At 67.8% G+C, this 24635-nt stretch carries 23 protein-coding genes; 13 read left to right on the plus strand and 10 right to left on the minus strand.

Features of this window, described 5'->3' with window-relative positions; all coding sequences use genetic code 11:
* On the plus strand, positions 1-1068 hold a 1068-nt coding region (locus tag ACWETB_RS20885), incomplete at its 5' end, for an HNH endonuclease signature motif containing protein (RefSeq protein WP_452213378.1).
* Positions 1069-1164: 96 nt separating this feature from the next.
* On the opposite strand, the gene ACWETB_RS20890 is transcribed toward ACWETB_RS20885, so the two are convergent.
* Together ACWETB_RS20890 and ACWETB_RS20895 are read right to left on the minus strand one after the other, a co-directional pair.
* A complete protein-coding gene (locus ACWETB_RS20890; RefSeq protein ID WP_452213380.1) occupies positions 1165-2502 on the minus strand; it encodes a glycosyltransferase in 1338 nt (445 codons plus the stop codon).
* A gap of 7 nt (positions 2503-2509) precedes the next feature.
* Complete coding sequence (locus ACWETB_RS20895) at positions 2510-2803, minus strand: hypothetical protein (protein ID WP_452213382.1); 294 nt, start codon at positions 2801-2803, stop codon at positions 2510-2512.
* 38 nt (positions 2804-2841) lie between these two features.
* Between ACWETB_RS20895 and ACWETB_RS20900 the strand changes: the two genes are divergently transcribed.
* From ACWETB_RS20900 to ACWETB_RS20910, 3 genes are read left to right on the plus strand one after another with little or no spacing between them, the layout of a single operon-like run.
* The gene (locus ACWETB_RS20900) at positions 2842-3522 is read left to right on the plus strand and encodes a condensation domain-containing protein (protein ID WP_452213434.1); all 681 of its coding nucleotides are present in this window, start codon (positions 2842-2844) and stop codon (positions 3520-3522) included.
* Positions 3519-4901 carry a condensation domain-containing protein gene (locus tag ACWETB_RS20905; RefSeq protein ID WP_449742375.1) on the plus strand — a complete coding sequence of 461 codons (1383 nt, stop codon included), beginning with the start codon at positions 3519-3521 and terminating at the stop codon, positions 4899-4901. Before ACWETB_RS20900 ends, ACWETB_RS20905 begins: the two co-directional genes overlap by 4 nt.
* Positions 4901-6184, plus strand: a complete 1284-nt coding sequence (locus ACWETB_RS20910) for a hypothetical protein (RefSeq protein WP_452213384.1) — start codon at positions 4901-4903, stop codon at positions 6182-6184. Before ACWETB_RS20905 ends, ACWETB_RS20910 begins: the two co-directional genes overlap by 1 nt.
* Before the next feature lie 91 nt (positions 6185-6275).
* Here the strand turns inward: ACWETB_RS20910 and ACWETB_RS20915 are convergent, their stop codons facing one another.
* Positions 6276-6668 carry a hypothetical protein gene (locus ACWETB_RS20915; protein WP_449742377.1) on the minus strand — a complete coding sequence of 131 codons (393 nt, stop codon included), beginning with the start codon at positions 6666-6668 and terminating at the stop codon, positions 6276-6278.
* Between the two features lie 256 nt (positions 6669-6924).
* On the opposite strand from ACWETB_RS20915, the gene ACWETB_RS20920 reads away from it, so the two are divergent.
* The 3 genes from ACWETB_RS20920 to ACWETB_RS20930 all read left to right on the plus strand — a co-directional run bounded on the left by ACWETB_RS20920 (position 6925) and on the right by ACWETB_RS20930 (position 11561).
* Positions 6925-8556, plus strand: coding sequence for an FUSC family protein (locus ACWETB_RS20920; RefSeq protein ID WP_452213386.1), 1632 nt, complete (start codon positions 6925-6927; stop codon positions 8554-8556).
* 410 nt (positions 8557-8966) lie between these two features.
* Complete coding sequence (leuA, locus tag ACWETB_RS20925) at positions 8967-10817, plus strand: 2-isopropylmalate synthase (RefSeq protein WP_452213436.1); 1851 nt, start codon at positions 8967-8969, stop codon at positions 10815-10817.
* A gap of 333 nt (positions 10818-11150) precedes the next feature.
* A complete protein-coding gene (locus ACWETB_RS20930) occupies positions 11151-11561 on the plus strand; it encodes a DUF6325 family protein (RefSeq protein WP_348808412.1) in 411 nt (136 codons plus the stop codon).
* Between the two features lie 30 nt (positions 11562-11591).
* On the opposite strand, the gene ACWETB_RS20935 is transcribed toward ACWETB_RS20930, so the two are convergent.
* Entirely contained in the window at positions 11592-14282 is a 2691-nt protein-coding gene (locus ACWETB_RS20935) for a LuxR C-terminal-related transcriptional regulator (protein WP_449742379.1), read from the minus strand.
* A gap of 172 nt (positions 14283-14454) precedes the next feature.
* On the opposite strand from ACWETB_RS20935, the gene ACWETB_RS20940 reads away from it, so the two are divergent.
* Positions 14455-14610 (plus strand): hypothetical protein, encoded by a 156-nt coding sequence (locus ACWETB_RS20940; protein WP_348806143.1) that lies wholly within the window; start codon positions 14455-14457, stop codon positions 14608-14610.
* Between the two features lie 43 nt (positions 14611-14653).
* On the opposite strand, the gene ACWETB_RS20945 is transcribed toward ACWETB_RS20940, so the two are convergent.
* The 3 genes from ACWETB_RS20945 to ACWETB_RS20955 all read right to left on the minus strand — a co-directional run bounded on the left by ACWETB_RS20945 (position 14654) and on the right by ACWETB_RS20955 (position 16961).
* Positions 14654-16072 (minus strand): DUF2252 domain-containing protein, encoded by a 1419-nt coding sequence (locus ACWETB_RS20945; RefSeq protein WP_452213389.1) that lies wholly within the window; start codon positions 16070-16072, stop codon positions 14654-14656.
* Positions 16073-16151: 79 nt separating this feature from the next.
* On the minus strand, positions 16152-16463 hold the full coding sequence (locus ACWETB_RS20950) for an SHOCT domain-containing protein (RefSeq protein ID WP_348806145.1): 312 nt from the start codon (positions 16461-16463) through the stop codon (positions 16152-16154).
* A gap of 39 nt (positions 16464-16502) precedes the next feature.
* Complete coding sequence (locus tag ACWETB_RS20955; protein ID WP_449742380.1) at positions 16503-16961, minus strand: DUF6325 family protein; 459 nt, start codon at positions 16959-16961, stop codon at positions 16503-16505.
* 220 nt (positions 16962-17181) lie between these two features.
* On the opposite strand from ACWETB_RS20955, the gene ACWETB_RS20960 reads away from it, so the two are divergent.
* Entirely contained in the window at positions 17182-17562 is a 381-nt protein-coding gene (locus ACWETB_RS20960; RefSeq protein ID WP_452213392.1) for an SHOCT domain-containing protein, read from the plus strand.
* A 36-nt stretch (positions 17563-17598) separates the two neighbouring features.
* Here ACWETB_RS20960 and ACWETB_RS20965 read toward each other — a convergent pair whose 3' ends face one another.
* Positions 17599-18735, minus strand: coding sequence for an alpha/beta hydrolase family protein (locus ACWETB_RS20965; protein WP_452213438.1), 1137 nt, complete (start codon positions 18733-18735; stop codon positions 17599-17601).
* Positions 18736-18858: 123 nt separating this feature from the next.
* Here ACWETB_RS20965 and ACWETB_RS20970 point away from each other — a divergent pair, with 123 nt between their 5' ends.
* The gene (locus tag ACWETB_RS20970; protein WP_449742382.1) at positions 18859-19017 is read left to right on the plus strand and encodes a hypothetical protein; all 159 of its coding nucleotides are present in this window, start codon (positions 18859-18861) and stop codon (positions 19015-19017) included.
* Positions 19018-19026: 9 nt separating this feature from the next.
* On the opposite strand, the gene ACWETB_RS20975 is transcribed toward ACWETB_RS20970, so the two are convergent.
* Together ACWETB_RS20975 and ACWETB_RS20980 are read right to left on the minus strand one after the other, a co-directional pair.
* A complete protein-coding gene (locus ACWETB_RS20975; protein WP_452213394.1) occupies positions 19027-20433 on the minus strand; it encodes an amidohydrolase family protein in 1407 nt (468 codons plus the stop codon).
* Between the two features lie 65 nt (positions 20434-20498).
* A complete protein-coding gene (locus tag ACWETB_RS20980; protein WP_452213396.1) occupies positions 20499-21662 on the minus strand; it encodes a carboxylate--amine ligase in 1164 nt (387 codons plus the stop codon).
* A 270-nt stretch (positions 21663-21932) separates the two neighbouring features.
* Here ACWETB_RS20980 and ACWETB_RS20985 point away from each other — a divergent pair, with 270 nt between their 5' ends.
* The 3 genes from ACWETB_RS20985 to ACWETB_RS20995 all read left to right on the plus strand — a co-directional run bounded on the left by ACWETB_RS20985 (position 21933) and on the right by ACWETB_RS20995 (position 24613).
* Positions 21933-23066, plus strand: a complete 1134-nt coding sequence (locus tag ACWETB_RS20985) for an EamA/RhaT family transporter (protein WP_449742385.1) — start codon at positions 21933-21935, stop codon at positions 23064-23066.
* Between the two features lie 57 nt (positions 23067-23123).
* Positions 23124-24008, plus strand: coding sequence for an SCO6745 family protein (locus ACWETB_RS20990; RefSeq protein ID WP_449742457.1), 885 nt, complete (start codon positions 23124-23126; stop codon positions 24006-24008).
* A gap of 74 nt (positions 24009-24082) precedes the next feature.
* The gene (locus ACWETB_RS20995) at positions 24083-24613 is read left to right on the plus strand and encodes a nuclear transport factor 2 family protein (protein WP_452213398.1); all 531 of its coding nucleotides are present in this window, start codon (positions 24083-24085) and stop codon (positions 24611-24613) included.
* Positions 24614-24635 lie beyond the last annotated feature (22 nt).

The following is a 24635-nucleotide window of genomic DNA, read 5'->3' on the forward strand; positions in this document are numbered from 1 at the left end:
CAGAATGTGCGGGTTCGTCGGGACACCAACGGGCATTGCAGCATCTCGGTGTACGCACCGGGTGAGGTGGGTGCGCATCTGGCGGCGCGGATCGCACAGATGATCAGTGAGCGGATCTGCCCACGTGATCGGCGTCGTCGGGGTCAGGTGCAGGTCGCGGCCTTCGCCGAAATCCAAGGCCTGCCGGGTGCGTACCTGTCGTGTGAGTGCGGGCGGGGTGACTGCTCGCGGGCGATCCCGTTGCCGGGAGAACCCTGTGGTCTGACCGACCTCGACATCGATGTAGACGGCGACGCGACGGATCTGTCTGACGATGTCGACGCGGACGTCGATCATGGTGAGGCTGACGAGATCACCGAACCCGAGACGACCGACGCTCCCGAGACGATCACCGAGGGCGATGCTGATTGTGCGGCAGCGGATACCGCCGAGGCGCACCCCAACACCGACACCAACACCGACACCGACGCCGACACCGACACCGACAGTGATTCACAGTTGTCGCTGTCGTTGATCACCGACCCATCCGGACAGCGGGAAGCCCGACTGGAATACTTCGGCGTGATTGACGACTCCCACGCCCGAACGCTGATCGGTTCGGGACAGTTGGTCACCGTCAGCGAGTTTCCGACCCTGGACATACCCACCGTCAGCACCGCCACCTCACTGGATCGGATACCGGCGGCGTGGCGTCGTCTCGACGATCCGTTCCCCGCAACGCCGATCGACCCCACCGGACACGGCGGATATCTCCTCCCGCCGCCGGGTGCGTTGACGTATCGGATACCAGCCTGGTTACGGGAGAAAATCATCGAATTGGATGGCACCTGCCGGTATCCGCAGTGCGGACGCCCGGCCAGTGACTGCCAGATCGATCACCTGGTGAAGTTCGTGCACCAGGATCCGATCACCGGTGGCTGGACGGTGGAGTTCAACCTGATGCCGCTGTGCACCCCGGACCACCAACGAAAACACATGGGATTGCTGATCCCCACCATGCTCGCCGATCGGGCTGTCATCTGGCGCGACCCTGTCACCGGGGAAACCATCACCACCTATCCGCGGTAAGCCTTGGGCTGGTGCCATTGTCGGCATATGGAAGTGGTCTCGACGAGTGCCTCGACCTGCGCGATGAGTGGTGTTGCCCCGCAACCGGTTTTCGGATCACTCCCCCGCCGGCACCGGCAACCGCACCTCGACGATGTCGGCGGCAGCGGCCACGGCACGCTCCGGTGGCACCATCCGCTGAGCGAAGTCCGCTGCTACGCAACGGACCTTCTCCGTCAACGCCACTGACAGGTCCGCGCGGATCGACTCGTCGGTGAGTGCCGAGAACGCACGGCCGGTACCGACTCCAAGCGTGCGGATACGCTCCGCCCAGAACGGCTGCTCGGCGGTGAACGAATACACCGCCGATGGCACACCGGCCCGCAATGCGGCGGCCGTCGTCCCTGCTCCCCCGTGGTGAACCACAGCTGCGCAGTGCGGAAACAGCCACGCGTGATTGACCGCACCCACGTGATAGATGGACGTGTCGTCGGCGTCGACCCCGGGCGAGGCGCCCAGGCCGAACACACATCGGACACCGAGTTCGGCTGCAGCCACGCCGATCAACGACCGCACCCGCTGCGGGTCGGTCACCGGCATCGAGCCGAATCCGACGAACACCGGCGGGTCTCCCGCGTCGAGCCACTCGGCCAGTTGGGCATCCCCTTGCGAGGTCTCCGCGAGATGATCGCGGGCACCGGCGGGCAGGTCGAGGAACCCGATGATGGGTTTGACCGCGTGTCCGGCCTTCCATTCGGCAACCAACCCCGGAGCGATGGCCGGGTCGTAGGCCTGGATCTGCGGAACCCGCAACACCCCGAGACGATCCGGGCAGCCGGTGCGCGCGGGGGGTCTGCCGATCCGTCGGCGAAATCCATTCTCGCTGTATCGCGTTGCCCACCACACGATGCGGTCATAGGCCCGCCAGCTGCGTCGCTTCCACTCCGGCGACCACGAGTCGGTGACGCCGGGTAGCGGACCGATCACCCCGCTCTCCGACATCGGCGCATAGCGCAGGACCGTCAATGGCACGCCCAACCGCTCGGCGAGCGCGAGGCCCCGTGCCTGACACAACGGGGCCGCGATCAGCATATCGACATCGGTGATCGCGGCGTCGTCGCCGAGGAAGGTCTCGACCATGGCCCGGTCGAAGGCCGAGATGCCGTCCCGCACCGTGGCGAGCGCGAATCGCGCACGCGTCCAGGGGTTCCGGGACCGCTGGGCGTTTAACGCTTCATCGGAGGACCACTGCGTGCCGGTGTCGCGGCCGATGGCCACCACCGTCGCCAGTCCCGCGTTCCGCGCGAAGCCCAGCATGTTGGGCGGTACCGCGACACTGACCCGATGGCCACGTCGCTGGAGTTCGACGGCCAAAGACACGCCGGGCTGCACGTCGCCGCGACTGCCGTAGAGGATGACAGCAACATGCGCGCCGCCGGATCGGCTTGTCATCATGAGTAATTCACCAGAATCTATGATCGAGGCCCCAGGCCGACAGTTCCGCACTGAGCAGCTTCGCGAAATGATCCTGGTCGCCGTAGTACTCGGGACTGAAGGCGGCAAACGACAGGGTGACGGTGGAGCCGTACTCGACGATCCACGCCGAAAGCCCCGGGCCGGGCATCACCAGATCCTCACCCGCGGTGTCCTGCACCATCAGTCGCAGCACAAACGACGAGGCGGGCACTCCGGCGATGGTGCGTACCCGATCGTCGAGCACTCCGAGATTGGACACGCTCACATCGGGGGCGGGCACCGGCTCCCGGCTGGCAGTCGAGCCTGTCGCTGTGGCTGCTGGACGCGCAGGAGACCGCCGCGTTCAACGCCGCCTGCAAGCAGCACGGCAAGTCACTGTCCGGTGGCGCCTTCACTGCCCTCGCGGCGGCGATCGAGCGACTCACCGGTGAGCGCACCACCCGCTTCGTGATGCCGATGCACACCCGCACCGATCCGGAATCCCTGGCCGCCGCCGGGTGGTACGTCGGACTCGTGCCCGTCGAGATGTCGTTGGGTGAGGCGAACACCTTCGCCGAGGCCATCGACATCGTCGACGCGGGCGTACGTCGCCACGCCGCGCTCACCCACGTCCCGCACCCACGGATCGCGGAGTTGCTGGCCGTGACCGAGGCACCACGATTCGCCGTGTCATTCGTCGACGCACGTTTCGTGCCGGGCGCCGACTCGTGGGACGAGCGGGATCGCGCGCTGCGCAGCCGAATCCACAATCTCGACGAGGTCTACCTATGGGTGAATCGCACCCATGAGGGCATGAACGTCTCGATGCGCTTCCCGAACAACGAGGTCGCCGCGGCGTCCCTGCACGCACTGATCGGCGAGTACACAGCGGTGCTGCGCGAGGTCGCCGCCAACGGTGATCTCGCCTTGTGCGGCGCACCCACCGACGCCGCACCCACCGATTCCGCCGACACCGACTCGGCCCCGAGCCCGACGGTCACCTCGACCGAGGTTCGATGAGGCTGGGTCCGGACACCTACTGGTGCCCGAGCCCCGGGCGGCTGGTGGATTTCGTCCCCGCGCCGTCGACGATGCAGGCGGCCGAGTCCGCACCGGAGCACCCGCTGGGCCCGTCGCTGCTGCAGGGTGACCACATCTCCGGTGTGCTCGCGCAGCGCGCCGCCGGTCGCGAGCACCGTGGGTACACCTGCAGTGCGATCACGGTGGACGCCGACCTCGACGAGGACCGGATGGCGGCGGCGCTGACCGCGTTCGTACGCGCCCACGAGGGCCTGCGGTCGTCCTTCCGGGTCGACGAGGCCGCCGGCATCACCCGCTACGTCGTCGACCCAGAGGCGATCGACATCGTGGCCGCCGAGGTCACCGAGACCGACCCGCATCGTCATCTGGCCCAACGCCTTCCGCACACGGCCGTCTTCGATGCGTTCCCCGGATGCGCGTTCGGGGTGGTGACGCGACCGGGATCGTTCGACCTCTACTACGGCATCGATCACGCCTACGGGGACGGCAGTTCCCAGGTGCTCGGGCTGCTGGAGATCCTGGCCCGCTATCGCGGCGAGCAGAACCATCCGCTGGTGTCCGCACGGCACGGCAGTTACCTCGATTACGCCGTCGAGGAGTTCACCCGTGCCACCGCGCTCACCCCGGATTCGCCCGGCGTCGTCGAATGGCGGCGAGTCCTCACCGAATCCGGCGGCACCATCCCGGTTTTCCCGCTGCCGCTGGGGCTCGGTGACGATCCGCAGCAGGTGGTCATCCACTGTGAGGATCTCGCCGACGCCGCCACCACCGAGGCGCTCTCGGTGATCGCCAAAGCTCATGGGACGAGCCTGATCTCGGTGATCTATGCGGGACTCGCACTGGCGCACAAGGCATTGTCCGGTGCCGGGCGGTATGCCACCGCCACGGTGCTGTCCACCCGGGGGAACGCGGAGCACCGCGGTTCGCAGGGCTGGTACTGCAACTTCGCACCGGTCGGATTCGAGATCCGAGGCTCGACGGTCGAGGAGGTCATCGACGACGCGGCCGCCGCCGTGGAGGCGTCGAAGCGCGCCGTCGCCGACCCGGTACACGGTGCCCTGGCGATCCTGCTGGGCGAGGGGGCCATTGACCCGTCGGTGGTCGCGAGCCCACAGATGGTGACCTACTTCGATTTCCGCTGGTTCCCGGCCCCCGAGGGTGCCCGCGACATCGTCGTGTTCACCGGCGAGGGACGCACCCGCAATGCCTCCCTGTGGATCTCCCGCGATCTCGACGGTCTGCGCATCAACACCCAGCGTCCGGACAATCCGGTGGCGGCCGAATCGGTGGTACGGTACTTCGCCACCGTCCGCGACATCCTCACCGCCGCGGTGGCCGTCGACGCCGGAGCACGCTGATGCACGTCACCGCCGTCGACCTCGCCGACCTCGCCGGTCGACTCACCGAGATCGAGGTCACCTGGGATGCGGAGCCGGCGCAGTGCGATGTGCCGGTCACCTTCAATCAGGGCAACCATGTTCGCGCCCAACTCACCGGAAGCGGGGCCTGGCTGGCCGGCACGGTGACCCTGCCGGATCGGTATCCCGACCGGTCGCGGATCGTCGAGGCCGTCACCCGCCTGCTGGTCGAGCACGACGCGCTCCGGGCCCGAATTCGGCCGTGCGACACTCCTCGTCAGGACGTGTACGCCCCCGACCAGTTCGAGGTTCGGTCCCGGACCGTCGGCACGGTGTGGCACGGATTCACCACCGCCCTGATCACCGAGCGGTGTCGAGCGGGCGAGGTCCCCGGATTGTTCTTCGGCATCCTCGCCGATCGGCTCGTCTGCGCCTTCGATCATGCGCACGCCGACGCTCTCACCATCGATCTCGTCCTGCGACGGCTGTACGAGCTCTACGCCGATCCCGGCACCGCCGCCCGCACCACACGCAGTTTCGCGCAGCGGTGCGTCATCGAGGAGACGGGCGCGTCGGTGTCGGGTGGACCGCACTCGACCGACCCCACGCGTCTGATGCAGGTGTGGGAGGACTTCTTCACGATCACCGACGCAACCCTGCCGGTCTTCCCACTGCCACTCGGATCGGGATCGGCCCCACAGCGCACCGTCGTCGTACCGCTGCTGAACTCCCCGGAATGCCATGATGTACTGGGTCGTTCGGCGTTCGCCCACATCCTGGCGACGCTGGCAACAGCGGTGGCATCGGTGGGCGGGCCACGGCGACTGGCGACGCTGATACCCGTGCACACCCGCGGGGCGCGCGATTCCGGCTGGCACGACACGGCGGGCTGGATGGTCTCCAACGCGCCGGTGGTCGTCGACGCCGGAGATCCGGACAGCGCCACGCAGTGGCTGACACACGCTGCGGCACTGACGGATCTACCGCTGGATCAGGTACTCGCCCACTGTCGGCCGAGTTTCGTCACCGAGGGCATCTTCATGGTCTCCTACCTCGACTACCGCAAGCTGGGTCCGGCATTGCCCGGAGCACAGCACATCTCGGCGGTGACGAGAACCGACACCGCGCAGTTCTGGTTCAACCGTTCGGAGTCCGGACTGGATCTGCGCGTGCGCTACCCCGGCCGACCCGAGGCCGACGCCGCAATGGCCGAACTGCTCCGGGTGCTCACCACCGAACTCCGGGAACCGCTGCGCCACAGCGCGTGCCGCACCAGCGCCTGAGCACTCCGCGCGCAGTTGCGCGCTCGGCTCCCACATGCACGCCATGCATTCCGTGCGTGTGGGAGCTGCGTGCGCATCGTCGAGTGAGCCCCTACGCGCGGCAGGTGGTCGCGGCGGTGTCGATGGCCGCCTCGGCCGCGTGGCGTTCGTTCTCCGACCAGCCATGGACCCCGAGGAACATCTGACGGTTGTCGGCGTCGGTGGGCCGCACCTGATCCCAGTAATCGGCGCGGCCGGCGGGACTCAGGGCGAGAACGTTCGCCAGTTCCGCCGACGAATCCGAGTACTTCATGATCTTGGCGTAGTCGGCCGGGTCCTGTGCCGCCAGCGTCGCCTCGGCCTGCCCGACGGTGCAGGTGCTTCCCGGCACCGCCGACGACGTATCGGCGGCGGATGCGACACCGGCCGCCAGCGTTCCGGCGATGCCGATACCGACGACGACGATGCCGATCCGGACACCGACGGTCTGATTCACGAGTTTCATGGGTCCACCTTTTCTCCCGCACCGAAAACCACCTCCGGTGTGGCAGTCACCAACACTAGGAATCCACCTTGGGAGTGGGCTGTGATGAACCTGCCAATACTGAATGATTTCCATAGCGCGAGAACGCTTTTCACCATTCGTCGCCATTGCCCGGATTGGCGGGTGCACCCGCCGCCCGGATCAGCCGCCACCCCCACCCGGGCGCGAACTAAAGTGGATCCGATCCGTTCCACCCCACCCCGACACGATCGCAGCGATGGACACCGACGACCCACGCCCCCAACCGCCGGCACGACCATCGATGTCGGGCGCTCTGTTCGCGGTCCCGGACGTGCGGGGCCGCTGGCCCGCGGCCATTCGGGCCGGCCTCGCCTTCGCGATTCCCGCCGCCGTGCTGTATCTACTCGGCTTCGACCGCGATTGCCTGCTGGCCACCCTCGGCGGCTTCGCCGCACTCTACGGCGAGAAACGTCCGTACCGTGTGCGGTGGCGGGCGGTGAGCACCGCAGGCGCTGTGCTGGTGGCGACCACCGCCGGGTACGGCGCACTCGGGGCCTGGGCCGGGCCGTCGGCGACGCCGCCGGAGAATCTCGTCGTGATCATCGCGCTGGTCGCCGGTGCGGCCGTCACGGCGTTCTGCCTGAACGCGCTGCGACTCGGGCCGCCGGGCCCGTTCTTCTTCGTCCTGACCGCCGCGATCGCCTCCGTCGTGACCCGGCACGGCGTCGATCTCACCCCACTGGTCCTGGCCTCCGGCGCCGGCGCCGTCGCATCCCTGGTGGTATCGATGGCGCCGGCCCTGTGGCGCCCGCACGGCCCGGAGACCGCCGCCACGGCCGCGGCGATCCGGGCGGTCGAGGACTACCTCGACGACAATCGCAGTACCGCACCCGCACATCGTCACGGGGTGGCCCTGTCCACCTTGCATGCGTGGTCCGTGCTGCACGACGCGGCCGCCACCAACAGCGCTCTGGCCCAACAACTCTGGGAGTCCATGCGCCGCTGGCACGGCGCCCGGCAACCCGTCGACCTGGCACCGCCACTGCCCCGCCCGTCGGTCGCCCACCGGCTGCGGATCGCCGCCCGGCGGTTCAGTCACGCCGAGGTGACCACGGCACGGGTCGCGTCAGCCGCCTTCGCCGCGGGCGCGATCTCTATCGCCACCGGACTCTCGCGTCCCGACTGGGCGATCCTCGGCGCGGTGCTGGTTCTCCAGTTGGGGCCCGACCGCATCCGCGGTGTGGTGCGCGGTGCGCACCGGCTGATCGGAACGGTCGCCGGACTCGGCGTGTTCGTCGCCCTGCACCTGCTCGACCTGGGTGTGCCGACGCTGATCGTGGTGATCGCGGCGCTCAATCTGCTGATCGAGTTGACCATCGTGGGCAACTACGCCGTGGCGGTCACCTTCATCACTCCTCTCGCCATGCTGATGGGTGACCCCGCCGTCGACATCACCATTCCGGTGCGTGACCGCTTCCTGGAGACGTTGCTCGGCGTGGTCTGCGCCATCGCCGCCATGTGGCTGGTGCTCGGGCGTGCGCATCGCCGCACCTGGCGGTATGCCGACGAGGCCGTCGTCGGCGGTATCGACGACGTGCTCGACGGCGCCGCGACCCAACCCGTCGGTTCACCCCGATCGATGACGCTGCGCCGCGACCTGCAGTGGTCGCTGCTCGAGGCCGAGATGGCCGCCACCGATGCCGCCGGGAACGAACCCGGGTGGGCGCGACGACGTTGGGCCGCCCACGTCGCGCTGTGTCAGGTCGGTCATGAGGTACTCACGTGGTGCTGGCGTGCCGATCCGGACCGGCCGCTCGACACGGCGATCGCCGGAATGTTGTCCGAACGTCGACTTCTGCTCACCGATCACGCACCTCCCGGCCGCTGACTCCCTGGCGTCCGGTGCATCCGGGCCGACCCCGACCTTCGTCAACTACCTCGAGGCCGCGTCTGCGGTCACCGGCCAACTCGACAGGCAGCCGGTATCGGGCCGCGCCTACGCCGAGGTCAACCCGTGCCAGGTCAACCCGTGGGAAGAGCCCTACACGTCACTGCCGTGACCGGACTTCTCACCATCTGAGGCGACGACGCCCGTGCGGGCCCGCTCACGCGCATCACGATCGGCAGGCTCAGGACCGGCATTTGATCCCGACACGCCCCGGGGAGTACATTCGACGTCATGCAGCGCGCGCTCCTTCTCGGTTGCCGCGGCGGGGTCTGATCTGACCGGCCCTCCGTCGCGGGCCTTTCTATGCGCCGGTCATCTTCCCCCTCTTTCACTCTCGGAGAATGACCATCATGGCAGCAGCAGACACCTTCACCTCGGGCGCAAGCCGGATCGTCGAGCCCACTGGCCCGATCCCCGCCGACCAGCCCGCATGGAACACCCAACGCAACTCCGCGATGCCGGTACACCGCTATCGCCCCTTCGCCAACGAGGTCGAGACCGTCTCGGTGCCCGACCGCACCTGGCCCGACAAGGTCATCGACCGCGCACCCGGATGGTGTGCGGTAGACCTCCGCGACGGCAACCAGGCCCTGATCGATCCGATGAGCCCGGCCCGCAAACGCCGCATGTTCGACCTGCTGGTTCGTATGGGCTACAAGGAGATCGAGGTCGGATTCCCCTCGGCCAGCCAGACCGACTACGACTTCGTCCGCGAGATCATCGAGGACGGCGCCATCCCCGCCGATGTGACCATCCAGGTGCTGACCCAGTGCCGTGACGAACTGATCGAGCGGACCTTCGACGCGTGCCGCGGCGCCGCCAACGTGATCGTGCACTTCTACAATTCCACCTCGATCCTGCAGCGCCGGGTGGTGTTCCGTGCCGACAAGGACAAGATCACCGAGATCGCCACCCTCGCCGCCCGCAAGGTGCTGGAGGTGGAGAAGAACTACCCCGACACCAATTGGCGCTACGAGTACTCCCCGGAGTCCTACACCGGCACCGAACTGTCCTACGCCAAAGAGGTCTGCGACGCGGTCACCGAGATCATCGCGCCCACCCCGGAGCGGCCGATGATCATCAATCTGCCGGCCACCGTCGAGATGGCCACCCCGAACGTCTATGCCGACTCCATCGAATGGATGCACCGCAACCTGGCCCGCCGGGACTCGATCATTCTGAGCCTGCACCCGCACAACGACCGCGGCACCGCGGTCGCCGCGGCCGAACTCGGCTATCAGGCCGGCGCCGACCGCATCGAGGGATGCCTGTTCGGCAACGGCGAGCGCACCGGCAACGTCTGCCTGGTGACCCTCGGCATGAATCTGTTCAGCCGGGGCGTCGACCCGCAGATCAGTTTCTCCGACATCGACGAGATCCGTCGCACCGTCGAGTACTGCAACCAGCTGAACGTTCCCGAGCGTCACCCCTACGGCGGCGATCTGGTCTACACCGCGTTCTCCGGCAGCCATCAGGACGCCATCAACAAGGGCCTCGACCAGATGAAGTACGACGCCGACGCCGATGACGCCGACGTCGACGACATCACCTGGGCGGTCCCCTACCTGCCGATCGACCCCAAGGACGTCGGCCGCAGCTACGAGGCGGTCATCCGCGTCAACAGCCAGTCCGGCAAGGGCGGCGTCGCCTACATCATGAAGACCGACCACGGCATGAATCTGCCCCGGCGCCTGCAGATCGAGTTCAGCCGCGAGATCCAGAAGCTGACCGACGGCGAGGGCGGCGAGGTCGCACCCAAGGAGATGTGGGACGTCTTCGCGCAGGAGTATCTGCTGCCGATCCGGCCGCTGGAACGCATGCGCCAGAAGGTCGATGCGGCCGAGGTCGACGGCGGCGAGGACCGCATCACCGTCGTGGTCAAGGTCGACGGCGTGGAGAAAGAGATCTCCGGCTCCGGCAACGGTCCGCTCGACGCCTTCGTCGATGCGCTGGGCACCGTCGGATTCGACCTGCGCATCCTCGACTACAGCGAACACGCGATGACCGCCGGCGGTGACGCCAACGCGGCCTGCTACGTCGAGGCCGAGATCAACGGCGAAACGGTATGGGGAGTCGGCGTCGCCTCCTCCATCACCACCGCATCACTGCGCGCCGTCGTCTCCGCCGTCAACCGCGCACATCGGGTGGCAGCACCGGCCGACGAGGCCGGCGACACCGCACCACGCACCTGGGCCCCGTAGGCCGCAGGTCACACCGTAAGTTCCCAGGTCACACCGAGATCCCCGGGTCACATCGACCCTCACATCAGAAACCACCGGCGCGGGCGATCCCCGACGCCGGAGCCACCGAGCGCGGTTACGTCGCCGTCATCGCGCGTGGCACGGAATGGGCCGGACACTTCCTTGCGCGAGAAACCCTCGCGAATGTGTCCGGCCCTTTGCCGATTCGCCGGGATCGATCCCAGGGTTCTCATCCCTTACGCATGACGACCCGCGACCGCCCCGACTCCACACTGGAACGAGCACATTACCGTTGCCCCGTCGTGAGGAGCCGGACCATTGCACGCTGCGGACATGGGCCCCATCGACTACCTGGTGATCGAATTGGCACCGGGTACCGAGGAACTGCCCACCCGGATCGGTGAGACGCTGGCGCGGATGATCGCCTCGGGCATGGTGCGGATTCTGGATCTGCTACTGGTCCATCATGATCGGGACACCGGGTTGTCGGTCCGCGAGTACGAGGACGTCGGCGCCACGCTCCCCGCGGAACTCGGTGGTTCACTCGCCGAGATTCTCGCGCTCGAAGATCTCGACAATCTGGCTCCCGCGATCGAACCGGGCCGCAGCGCGGCAATCCTGGTGTGGGAGTACGTCTGTGCCCGGCAACTCATCGACGCGGCCGCCGCGTCGGATGCCCAGTTGGTCGCGCAGGGACGAATCCCGTTGCGCGCCATCGTGTCCTCGCTGTCCTGCGATGAGTGACAGGTGGGCCGCGCCCATCTCGGACCGCGGTCAGAGCAGGCGACGCTCCCGCGCCCGGTCGACCGCGTCGCGCCGGGTGGACACCCCGAGTTTGCGATAAATCGACTGCTGGTGGGTCTTGACGGTGTTGACGGAGACGAAGAGGTCCGCGGCGATCTCGGATGCCTTGTACATCGTCGGGAGATACCTCAGCACCGCCAACTCACGCTCGGTGAGCAGTTGTTCGGGCGCCACCGCATCCGGATCGGCCGGTGGTGGGGACGCCGCGGCGGTGTCGTCGCCGCAGAGTTCGAGGATGCGATCGACCACCTCGACATGTTTGCCGGTCAGCAACCGGTATCGCGCCACGATGGGGCCGATGTCGGCGGACCACGCCGCGAACGGGCGCACCGATCCGGTGGTACCGGCGACCGCGATCGCCTCCCCGATCCGGTCGAGGGCCTGGGCGTCGCGACGGCACCGGGCGGCCGCGACGGCGGCGACCACCATGGCCTCGCACTGCTGGATCGGATAGTCGCGGTACTTCGTCGACGGCCCGAGGATCGCTGCGACGTCGTTCGGCTTCGCCGACGCCAATGCGACCTCGGCGGTGACGACCCGTTCGAGGACGCCCGCGAGTCCCCAGTCCTGCGGCATCGGTGGCAGGCTTTCCCGGGCACCCTCGACGTCCCCGTGGACCAGGTGCAGCCGGATGAGGACCACGCACATCCACCGCCGGAGCAGGTCGGGCAGCGCGCCGGCGCGCGACCGCAGGACGGCCAGGCGATCGGCGGCGGTCCGGGCGGCGTCGGCGTCACCGGCGGCCACCGCCACCCAGATCGCGTAGATCTCCACGATCATCAGGGCGGCGATGTCGGTGACCGGTTCCCCGGCCACCCGCGCGCGCCGCACATGCTCCCACGCCTCCTCGAGGTGTCCGGTGTGCAGGGCTGCGGCAATGCACACCGCATGCGAGATGAGCACCTGAGGTTGCCTGCTCCAGCCCCGTCGGCCGGCCTGCTCCAACGTGGCGCGCGCCCGCCGACCGGCCTCGGCCAGATGACCGTCGATCAGATCCAGCAGCGACAGGTAACCCGACGCCGCGATGGCCACCAACCCCATGCCCTGATCGACGGCCTGATCTCGGCAGCCTTCCAGCATCCCGCGTGCCTCGACCAACCGGCCCTGCAGCAGGTTCCCGATCCCCAGGTTGTTGGTCGCGAGCACCAGGTAGGCGGGCGCGGCCGGGATGTGACCCGGTTCGACCTCGCCGATGACCTGCCGGATCTGCTCGGCCCGCACCGTGAGATCGGCGATGGTGTGGAACCGGGCGAGCACCATCCGGGCCACCGCGACCACGATCCGGGCGCTCGACACGAGTTCAGCGTCGGGATGAACCGCGCCGTCGGCCAGCATCCGCTCGACGGCGTCCGCGTACTGGCCCATCAGCAGGTAATCGCGTCGGTGATAGGCCAGCACGACGCCGATGATCTGCTCCGCCACGGTGGCCGGGAGGCCCGGCTTGTCGTCGACCTGCTGGAGCGTCGCCGCCAGATCGGCCGCGCGCGCGGTGAGCATCAGGGGAATTGCATACCCCCCGAGCACCCGCGCCGCCTGGGCCCGATCGTCAGCCGCGATCAGGTGCCCGACGGCGGCCACGTGATCACCGTGGTCGAGATACCAGTGCGCCGCGCGGCGATGCAGTTCGGGAACGCTGTCGGGCACTTCGGTCTGCAGCCGATCGCCGAGCAACTCCCGGAGCAGCGGGTGGTAGCGGAACCAGTCCGGGCGGTCGGCGAGGCGCACCGTCAGCGCGTTGTCGGCCACCATCTGTTCGAGAACACGGCGGCCGTCGTCGCGGCCGGTGAGGGCATGCGCCAGCGATGCATCGACCTCCGGGACGAGCGAGGTCGCCAGGAGGAATCGCCGGTCGCTGGACGACAGCCCCGCCAAGACCTCCTCGAGGAGATAGGCGGCCACCAGGCGGTTGTGACCGCTGAACTGCCACAGCGCGTCTCGACTGGCCACCTCGACCGGTGAGCCGCGGCCCAGCAGCGCCAGCCGCAGACCGGCGGGCCACCCCTGGGTGCGTTCGCCGAGCACACCGAGTTCGGCCTCGGACAGACCCATCCCGTCGCACAGCTGCCGGGTCTCGGCACTGGTGAATGCCAGGTCTTCGGCGGTGATCTCGGTGACGGCACCGTCGAGCTGACGCCGTCGTAGGCGCAGTCTGGGCCAGGTCCGGCCGATCAGGATCAGCCGCAGCCGATGCTCACACGCGTCGAGCAGCCGGATGATCGATTCGTTGACGTCGGGATCGGTGATCAGATGGACATCGTCGATGACGACGATCACCGGGGTGCTGCCCGCCGCCAGGACATCGCTGATCCGATCGACGTCGCCGAGGCCGAAATCGGGGCCCGGGGCGATCAGGTCGAGACCGTCGTCGTATCCGGGCACTCGGGCCACCCGGAAGGCCGCGAGCATATCGGTCCAGAACGACGGCAGGTCGGCGTCGGGATCGGCGGTCAACCACACCACCGGCCACGGCGCATCCTCGGCCCACGCGGCCACGGCGAGGGTCTTGCCGTAGCCCGGCCCGGCGCAGACCACGGTGATCGGTCCCTCGATACCGGCGATCAGTGCGGCGTCGAGGCGGGGCCGGTCGACCAGAACCGGCGGAACCGCCGGACGCGACACCCGCAAGCGCGAGCGGGCGCCGCCGATGCCAGTTTCTGTCACAACCCGTCCCGAGGAGATCGCCGGATACTTCCGGCCAGATCTTACGCACCGACGACCACATCCACCCGGGTTCATCAACCTCGCGGGTTCATCCACCTCGGATGACGACCCGATCCGGGCATCCCGCCCATGATGGACACACCAGCACGATCTCATCAGTCGAGGAGAACCCATGACGATGCGTCCCTCACGAGGCACCCGGCATGCGGTGATCGGCCATCCGGTCGGCCGGGCACGCCCGGTTCCCGCCGCCGGCGACACGATCGCCAAGGCCATCGAACGTCGTGCCACCAGGGTCGACGGAGCATCCCGGGGTGCGCCCACCTGACGGGTGCGCCCAGGAAGGACAGGACCGGAACCGATCGTCCGGCTCAGACGTCGGCGACCGCGGTCACCTCACCACGCTCGATCGCCGCGACGAACGCAGCGTGATCGCCGGTATTGACCTTGGCGTACCGGGTGGCGAACCGACGGATCGCCTTGTCGAACTCGGCGGTCTCGCCGAGGTATGCCGAAATCGCGACGGCGTCGCCGGATCGGCCGTGGCCGTAGGCGAGCACCCGGGCACACACCCGGCCGTAGGCATACAACCCCTTCTGGTCCAGGGCCTCGATGACGAAGGAACCCTTGCCGTCGCGAAGTTGACGGAGGTAGAAGTCACGCTGCGTGCCGTCGAGGCCGGGCCCACCGTTCCACCCCAGGAAGACATCGCTGACCGCCTGGATCAGCTTTTGCCCGTGAACGACGCGCTGGCCCTCGTTGTCATAGGTCGGCCCGTCGAGATATCCCGCGAGCACCGAACGCTGGGCCTCCTTGGCCTGCAGTAGCAGCGGATCGCCGGAATCCTTGCCCTGCAGCAACAGAACCCACGCCTGCGTGCCCACACTGCCCACCCCGACGACCTTGCGCGCCATGCGCACGAACTCGAAACGATCGAGCAGGACCTGATGATGCGGCTCCATCGTCGCCCGGAAGTCGACGTACCGGCGTGCGATCTCGTCGTAGAACCCCGGCGCGGACTCACCGAGCAGATTCTCGATGGGAACGATCAACGGGGGCTGATCGACGAACTCGACGGCGCCGTCGACGACGGTCGTCAGTTTGCTCAGCGCCTGCAGGCTGTCGCGGCGCCACGCCTTCTTGATGGTGCGTTGGACCTCCTTGGCCGACTTCGGATCCAGATAAGGGCTCAGCAGTGCCAGATCGGGTGTCGGAATGGCATGGCTGTACCACGCTTTCAACGTTCCCATGGACGCCAGTCCGGCCATCGTCGCGCGGTATTCGGTGGCGCAGGCCTGCGCGATCTCCTTGGCGATCTTCGGCGTGAACCCGTTGCCCCGCGCGGCGACGACCAGGCTGGCGGCGAGCCGTTTCACGTCCCATTCGAAGGGGCCGGGGTAGGTTTCGTCGAAGTCGTTGACGTCGAAGGTCAACTGCCGTTCCGGGGTGGCGTACAGGCCGAAGTTGCTCAGGTGCGCGTCACCGCAGAGTTGCACGGTCAGACCGGAATTCGGGGTCCGGGCGAGGTCGTCGGCCATCACCAGGGCGGCACCGCGGTAGAAGGTGAACGGGGTCCGGGCCATCCGGCCGTGGCGGATCGGCACCAACTCGGGAACCCGGGTACCCGCCTGACCGACCAGCAGACCGATCGGGTCGCGGTCGGCGCCGTCGCCGAGGTTGGCGAGATCGGCCACCGCGACGCGGTCGGCCGCCGCACGCCCGAGGGCCTCCCGATCGGACACGCTCAGATGGCGGCGTGCCGGGTCGGCCTCTACGTCCGGAGCACTCATGGCATGTCCGTTCTCATCGGTGACGACCGGCCCCGGTCGGGTCGAGCGGGGCCGAGCGGGGTCGAACGCCGGGGGTGGATCAGGACGCGAGGATGCGCTGCTTCTCCGTGGCGAATTCGGCGTCGGTCAGCACTCCCTGCGCGTGCAGATCCGCGAGCTGCTTGAGTTCGGCGATGCGGTCGGCGTTCGACGCGGCCGGGGCCGCCGGTGCCGGTTGCGGAGGCGGGGCCTGCTGGACATACTGCGGCTCGGGCTGCGCATACCGTTGCTGCTGCTCGTAACCCTGCTGGGCCCATCGCTGACCCTGACGACGAGACACTCTGTTGGACACCGCCGTTGCGGTTCCTGCGACGACTGCGGTGCGTGCCATTCCACGCAGGAGTCCGGGCATGATGTTCTCTTTTCTGTCGTTCGGCGAAAAGTAAGAGGATCAGTTCTCGGCGGACTCGAGCGCTTCGATCAGGTCGGTGACCGGAATCCGGCCGGACGCGACCGGCTCCGCCCCACTGCGCCGAAGCGCCGTCGCAAACGGTGCCGCCCAATGGTTTTCGTAGACGATGATGGCCGCGGCATGGCCGACGTCGAGCACGGCGCCCGCCTCGGCGAGATCATCCTCGCCGATGAGTCCGGACGCAGCCTCGGCGAACAGCGTCACGTCGAGGTCGCCGTCGAGGTCGAGGTCGGCGATGTCCACGCCGACCACACCGTCGGCGGTGCGCCGGAGGAACGCGAGGTCGAGGACTCGGATGATGTCGCGGTCGACGAGGTCACGCAGGTGCCCGAGTGCGCTGCCGTCGAAGTGGGCGTCTGCGGGAAATTCGACGACGAGATAGTCGATCGGACCGATCTCGACGTCGACGTCGGTGATTTCGCTGTCTGCTGCGGTCATGGTGTCCAGCCTTCCATCGCCCGATGTGCGCGGCATCATCCTCCTGGTATGACAGGAGTCGGTCGGCCGGTATGACCCCAGGCGACCGGCATCGACGACGGCCGGGCGATGTCATTCGGTCCGGGTGATTCGCATCCGCGGGCCGGCGGTGCACGATGAAGCGCGCACACAACCGTCGCCGGGTCCGTCGTGGCCCGAGATCTTGAGGAGAGGTCAAATCATGTGGGATTCGTTCTGGGAGTTCATCTGGGGCATGGTGGTGATCTTCGCGTTCGTCGCCTACCTGCTCGTGCTGTTCTACATCCTGAGCGACCTGTTCCGTGACCGGAAGCTGTCCGGCTGGTTCAAGGCGATCTGGATCATCTTCCTGATCCTCATCCCCTACCTGACCGCACTGGTGTATCTCATCGCCCGCGGGCGCGGGATGACCGAACGCACCGTCGCCGCACAGCAACAGATGCAACAGCAGACCGACGACTACATCCGCAACGTCGCCGGACCGTCATCCGCCGAGCAGATCGCCACCGCCAAGGCACTCCTGGACGCGGGCACCATCACGCCGGCGAAATTCGAGACACTCAAGGCCAAAGCGCTCGGGTGAGGCCCGCCGTATCGAAGTGAATCGGCCTCGGACGCGTCAGTTGTTGTCCATGACGCTGTTGTCCATGACGCGCCCGAGGAACTCCGTCGCCGCATCCAGCCCTCCCCGCCACGGCAGGTCACCGTGATCGGAATCGACCACCCGGAGCTCGTATCGTGTTCCGGCGGCGGCGAATTCGCCGAGCAAGGCCGCGGTCAGCGGTAGCGGCACATCGGCGTCGCGAAACCCCTGCACGACCAGGATCGGGCGGTCGTACCCCGTGGTCGGAACGGCCATGTACCGGTGCAACGCGGCCGCGAACACCGGGTCGTCGAGTGGCCGGGAGACCAGCCGTCCGGCAGGTGCCTGCCCGACCACCGACGCGAAGTCCGGTGCGCAGACACTCGAGATCCGGTCGATGATGCCGCGCCCGAGGGGCGTCAGATACCTTCCGACGTCGACGTCGTCGGAGTTGGCGGCCATCCCCGCCAGGATCGCGGCCACGGTTCCGGTCAACCCGGCGGGCAGTGCGGGGACACCCGGCCGCAGGGCGAGGATCGCGTTCTCCACATTCGATGCGGGCGCCATCGCGACGGTTCCGCGGAAGTCGAGGTCCGGGGCCCGGGCCGAGGCGACATTGCCGGTCGCCAGCGCGGCGTGACCGCCCTGCGAGACACCCACCACCGCCCACCGGCGGGACAGGCCGGGAAGCGCGATGTGGGCGGCCCGCACGATATCGGCCGACGCCGTCGCCTCCGACCGGGTCTGCAGATACGGATGGGTCCTCTGCCCGGCGACGACGGCGGCGGGGCTCAGACCCAGGTACTCCGGGGCGACGACCGCGTAGCCTGCGCGGTTGAATTCGGCGACGATCGCGGAGTCGTTGCGTTCGGCGATCGGCGACGCGGTGAGGCCGCAGTCCGGTCCGAGCCCGGAGGTCCCATGGGTCCACACCACCACCGGCCATCCGCCCGGCGGTGGCGTGCCGGCCGGCGTTCGCACCAACCCGCTCGCCGGTACGGTGTGCCCGAATCCGTCGGTGGTGAGGTACGACAGTCGCGCCACGCGGTCGAGGCCACCCCAGGCGCGGCCGAGTGGGGCGATCGCCACCACCGCGCCGGGTGGCCCGGGCGAGGCCTGCGCCGGGGCTCGCACCACACCCGTCAGAATGGCCGTGACCAGCACCGATACCATCACCGGCCACACGCTTGCATGCCTTCTCGTCGCCACGTAACACTCCTCGTTTACGAGTGAGTATCCACACCGATTCGCCCCTCCGGCTGGAATTATGGCGTCGAGCGCGGACAATCGAGACACATGACCTCCATGGAAATCCTCGCGCTCAGCTCGCTGCTCGTTCTCGTCGCCTGCGCCGCCGGCATCGGCGCGCTCATCGGCATTGTCGCCACCTCGGCCGGTTCCTCACCCGCCGCACCGGATCGCGGCGCCGACTTCGCGCCCGTCCCGGCCTCCTGAGGCCTGTCCTCAGACCTCGTACTCCACGAGCCGGCCCTGCACGTAGACCTCGGCGATCGCCGGCTCCCGCATCCCCATCAGCAGCGCGAACAGTGTCTGCTCCCTGGCCAATTCGGGATCATCGGCGCGAACCCCGTTGGTCAGCAACGATTCCAGCGGCGGCCAGCGTTCCGGCTCGATCACCAGGAAATCCGCTTCCTTACCGGCGTCGAGGTTGCCGAATCGCTCCTCGGCGTCGAGCGCGCGCGCCCCGGCCAGTGTCCCGGTGAACAACAGCTGCGCGGGATGCAGCGCCACGCTCGCGTCACCGGGTTCGGAAATGTGCACCTTGAACGTGTCGGCGAGCACCTGCGGTATCAGCCACTCATCCCCTGCCCCGCAATCGGTTCCGGCGGCGACTGTGACCCCGGCCGCGACGGTCCGCCGCCACGGCATGGTGCCCGAACCCAGGAACTGTTGCGATGTGGGGCAGTGCGCGATCGATGTTCCGGTCTGCGCCATCCGTGACAGCTCGGCGTCGGTGCAGTGCACCGCATGCGCCATGATCGTCCGTCGTCCCAGCAGGCTCTCACCGCCGGGCATCGAACCCGGCAGGAATTTCCCGTCGTAGGTGTCGAGATAACTGTCGACCTCGAAAAGTGTTTTCACCGTGTCGATTTCACCGGTGAGCGGACGATTGTTCTCGTTCAGGTGGGTGTGAACGTACACTCCTCGCTCGGTCACAGACGCGTATAGATCCCCCAGGGCACGCAAGGTCTCGGTGGTCACCGACAGGCTGAATCGGGGCACGATGGCGGTGTGGCGCAACGCGGTTGACGGGTCACCGGTGTCCGAGGCATGCCAGCGGTCGATCTCGGCCAGCGTCAAGGCGGTCGCGTCGGCCTCCGAGGTCATCAGCGGCGCAGCCGAATCCGGCCCGGAAGTCTGAATGCCGCGGCCGCTGACGATGCGCAGGCCCGCACGCTCGGTTTCGGTGAACAGTGCCTCCTGGGCCACCGGGAACGCCGATCCGAACACCATCGCGGCGGTCGTGCCGGCCGAGATCCGGCGGTTGGTGAAGTCCCGGGCGATGCGGCGGGCGAATTCCGGGTCGGCCAGTCGCGCCTCGGCCGGAAAGATGCAGGTGTTCAACCATTCCAGCAGTTGCCCGCCACCGTAGGCGTCCAGGGAGTAGGTCTGCGGGAAGTGGATGTGGGTGTCGACGAAACCGGGCAGCAGGAAGGCCGAACCGTGATCGATCACCCGGTGCGCGGCGAACTCGTCGGGGACCTCGCCGCGGGGTCCGGAGAACAGGATGATCCCGGAGTCGTCGTCGACGACCAGGGCACCGTCGTCGATGTCGACGAGTGCGGCCACCGCGTCGTCGACGGTGGGACTCCCGGCGATGTGGACGAGGTGGCCGAGGTGCGTGCTCATCGGTCAACCGAAGCACAACCGGCGCGGTTCGGCGCGCCGAGCAGGGCGCGTCTCAGATGACCCGCTCAGATGACGTGGCCGTCCCATTCGTGATCGTGCATGAACCCCTCGGCGAGACCGACGCGGTACTTCACGCAGCTGCGCAGGATGCCGAGGTAGGCGGCGGGCAGCAGCAGGCCCGGTTTCCGGTCACCCGGCACCCCGATGACGTCGTCGAATCCGCGCAGGTCCCGGAAGTACTCCCGCATGGTGCGTCCCTGCCGGGAGTCCTCCGTCCAGCCGAACAGCGTCATCCCGACCTTGATCATGGTGTGCACGTCGTCGTCGGGGACGATGACCTCGGTGTTCTCGCCGAAGAACGCGCGATCGACCCGGTTGTGCGGACGGAACATCATGATCCCGCTGGTCGCGCGGGGATTGCACTCGATGCAGTACAACCCCTTCTCGGGGTGATCGATGAAGTCGAAACCCACCTGGCCGGTGAAGTCGGTGCCGGCGAGGAAGTCGGTGACCCAGTCCAGGATCCCCTGGTGGTGGGCGGAGACGAACGACAGGCAGGAGCTGCCGCCGATCGCGTACTCCACCGGATAGGTCGCGTGGGCGAAGATCCGGCCCTCCCGCACCACCGAGTAGGTGCAGTAGCGGTCGCCGGTGAGCCATTCCTGTGCCAGCCACGGGTTGCTCGGGTCGTGATCGAGCCACTCCATCGCGTCACCGGGATACACCTTGTGCACCTTCTGCGAACCGCGCGAGTAGCACTTCTTGACCGCGAACGGTCCGGTGAAGTCGAGTTGTGCGATGTCCTCCGGTCCGCGGAGTTCGGCGAACTTCAGGGTCGGGATGCCGCGATCGGCCAGCATGACCTGGAAATCGTATTTGTTGTGCAGCCGGTTCTCGAGGTCGAAATCGGAGAGGAACAGCTCGCATTCGGGCGGGAAGAGCCCTCGCATCATCGCCAGGATGTCGGTTTCCTCGTGGATCGGGATGACGATGTCCACGGCTTCCTCGACGACGATGCGCGCGAGTTCGCGGCAGTATTCCTGCGGTTGGAATTTCGGAGGTGGGACGAGGTGAAAGCCGCTGACCGCATTGGAGACCCGGGTGATGGCGACCGGGATCGAGTCCACCGTCGTCACCCGGTGCCCGCCGGCGGCGAGCAGACGGGCGAGGTTCAGGGTCAGGAATGATCGGCCGAAGGTGATGAGCACATGCTTACCGGTTGGGGGCACGTCGCGAGTCTAGAGACATGCGGCCGATGAGCGCGCAGGGCGGCCCGACGGCACCGGTGAGGACACCGATGTCGCCGCCGCGGGTGTCCGCAATTTGCGCATAATTGACGGGCTCTTGTCGGCCCCACCCGGCATACTCGGACATGTCGGTACCCGGAATACTCGGACATGTCGGTACCCGGAATACCGGGACCGCGATGACTGTTCCAGTTTTTCGCGTTGTTAAGTTGGTGTTGTCGGCCGTTTGAGGCCGCAGGGGTGGAGGTGCGGATGTTGTTTGTCGTCGGCGTCATCTCCGCATGCCTGGCTGCCGTCGCCTACGGCATGTCGACGGTGCTGCGTGCGCTCGGTGCCCGTCGCGTCGCGCAGACCTCCCGTGAGGACGGGATCGAGGACACCAACGCGGCCGGTGGTCCGTCACTGCAGTCGACGATGTCCACGTTCGTCGATCCGTCCTTCATCCTCGGCACGGTGATGGTGATCGTCGGGTTCGCCGGCGGCGCGGTCGCCGCACGGTTCCTGCCGCTGTTCCTGTCGCAGACCATCGTCTCGGCCAACCTCGTCGTCACCGCGCTACTCGGGACGATCATGCTCAACATCGCCCTGCACACCCGGGACTGGGTGTCGATCTGGCTGGTCGTCTTCTCCCTGTGTCTGCTGGGCTTCTCCTCGTCGCATACGACCGGGGAAGGCCAGGCCCACTCGATCCACTGGGGTTTGTTCGTCGCGACGCTCGTGTTGTCATCGCTGGCCCTGCTCGGTGTCTACCGGCTGGGTCGCCACGGCGCGATCGTCGGTGGTGCGATGGCCGGCCTGCTCTTCGGCGTCATCGCGATCGCCGTGCGCATCCTCGACGGCGTTCACCCCTTCGACCTCAAGGTGCTGCTCCTCGATCCGGCGGCATGGACGATCGCCGTCGCGGGGGCGGCCGGATTCTTCGTGCAGACCGTCGCCCTGCAACTCGGTGCCGTCAACGGCGTCACCGCGGTCCTGGTGGTCGGTGAGACCGCAGGACCCAGCCTGGTCGGGGTGCTGTTCCTCGGCGACACCGCCAAGGCCGGTCTGGGCTGGCTGGCAGTCGTCGGTTTCATCGGCGCGGTGATCGGTGCGGTCCTCGTCGCCTGGTACGGCTCCGGCGATCCCGACCACTTCGGCGAGGCACCGCCGATGAAGGGCGGCTGGCGACGCGGACGGGAGAACGACGAACGCGACGACCTCGACGCCGAGGAGCGCGACGCCGCCGACGTGACGAGCGCCGTCGCCACCGACGACGAGGTCAGCGAGGATCAGTTCTGCGACGCAGACTTCACGCTCGTGGAGGACGATCTGGAAGCCGACCTGGGCGTCACCGGCGATCAGCGGGTGGCCCATCCCGGTGGCAACGGACCGCGCCGGACACCGTGACACCGTCTCCGTGATCACGCTGCACGCTTGACACCGAACGGTGGCGCCGACAGCGTGGTGACCATGTCCACGACCAGCTCCGCCGCCCGACGCGCCTATGACACCCTCGAACCCTTCCACGTCCTGGCCTACTTCAGTCCCGCCCTCGCCGCCGCGCACGAGGCGACCGGCCTGAACGCGCACGCCTTCTACGTCGGGGCACGTGCCGCACCGATGGGTCCGTGCGCGGCGGCGGTGGTGACCGCCGCCTTCGTCAACTTCGCCCCCGATTCGATCGCCAAGAGTTGGGCCAAGGCCGTCGCGGTCGGCCTCGACCGGGTGTCGCAGGCCCGCGACCAGATGCTCGATGAGCAATTGCGCGATATCTGGGGCGACGGCGTCGCCGACGACGCCATCGTCGCGGCCGCCGATGTGTTCGCCGAAGCGGCGCAGACCCTGCCGTACTCGGGTCGTCCGCTCGCCGCTGCGTGGGCCGCGGCCCCGGCACCCACGCCGCCGCACCTGCGGCTGTGGCATACCTTCGCCGTGCTGCGGGAGTGGCGCGGCGACAACCACATTGCCGCGTTGGTGGTTCACGGACTCGGCGGACTCGACGCCGCGGTATTCCACGAGGCGGCACTGCCCGATCCCACCGTCACGCGCCGGGTACTGGGCCGGGATCTGACGCTGCTCACCCGCGGCTGGTCGGCGCAGGAGTGGGAGGAATCGGTGGATCGTCTTGTCGCCCAGGGGCTCGCCGAACGCACCGGGTCGGATACCGAACCCGGTCACCGTCTCACCGCAGACGGCGCCGCCATCTACGACGACATCGAGGCGCAGACCGATGCCCTCGGTGAGCAACTGTGGTCGCGTCCAGAACTGTCGGAGACCGTCACCGCCCTGCGCCCGTACGTGAAGTCCGTCATCGACGCCGGGGTCCTGCCCGGCACCCGGAAGAAGTAGCCCGGAAGATCCAGGTCCGAGAAAATCGGCGATCTCGATCCCCCGGCGGGTGTGGTGGGTGTATTGGTCGAACCATGACACCACCACACCCCGACGACGAACACGAATCGCCTGATCACCAAAGACGTTCCACCAGTCTAGATCTCGCCGAGATCAAGCAGCTCAAGTATCGGTATCTGCGGGCCCTGGACACCAAGAACTGGGATGATTTCGCCGCCACCCTCACCGACGACGTGATCGGCCACTACGGCGGTCTCGACCTCACCGGCCGCGACGACCTCGTCGGCTTCATGCGCGAGTCGGTGGGACCGGGGGTGATCACCGAACATCGTGTGTCACATCCGGAGATCGACGTCGACTGCGACGTCGCGCACGGACGGTGGTATCTGTCGGATCGGGTGATCGTCGCCGAGGTGGAGTTCATGCTCATCGGCGCCGCCTTCTACGCCGACGAGTATCGGCGCACCGCCGACGGCTGGCGGATCTGCGCCACCGGATACGAGCGCACCTACGAGGCGCACGTACCGCTGGCGTCGATCCCCGGATTCAGCGTCACCCCGGGGCCGGCGATCATCGTCGGCGAGGGATCATCGCTCCCGAAATAACCGACGATTCGCGAGTCCGGAG

Source organism: Gordonia sp. NPDC003950, from assembly GCF_053605205.1.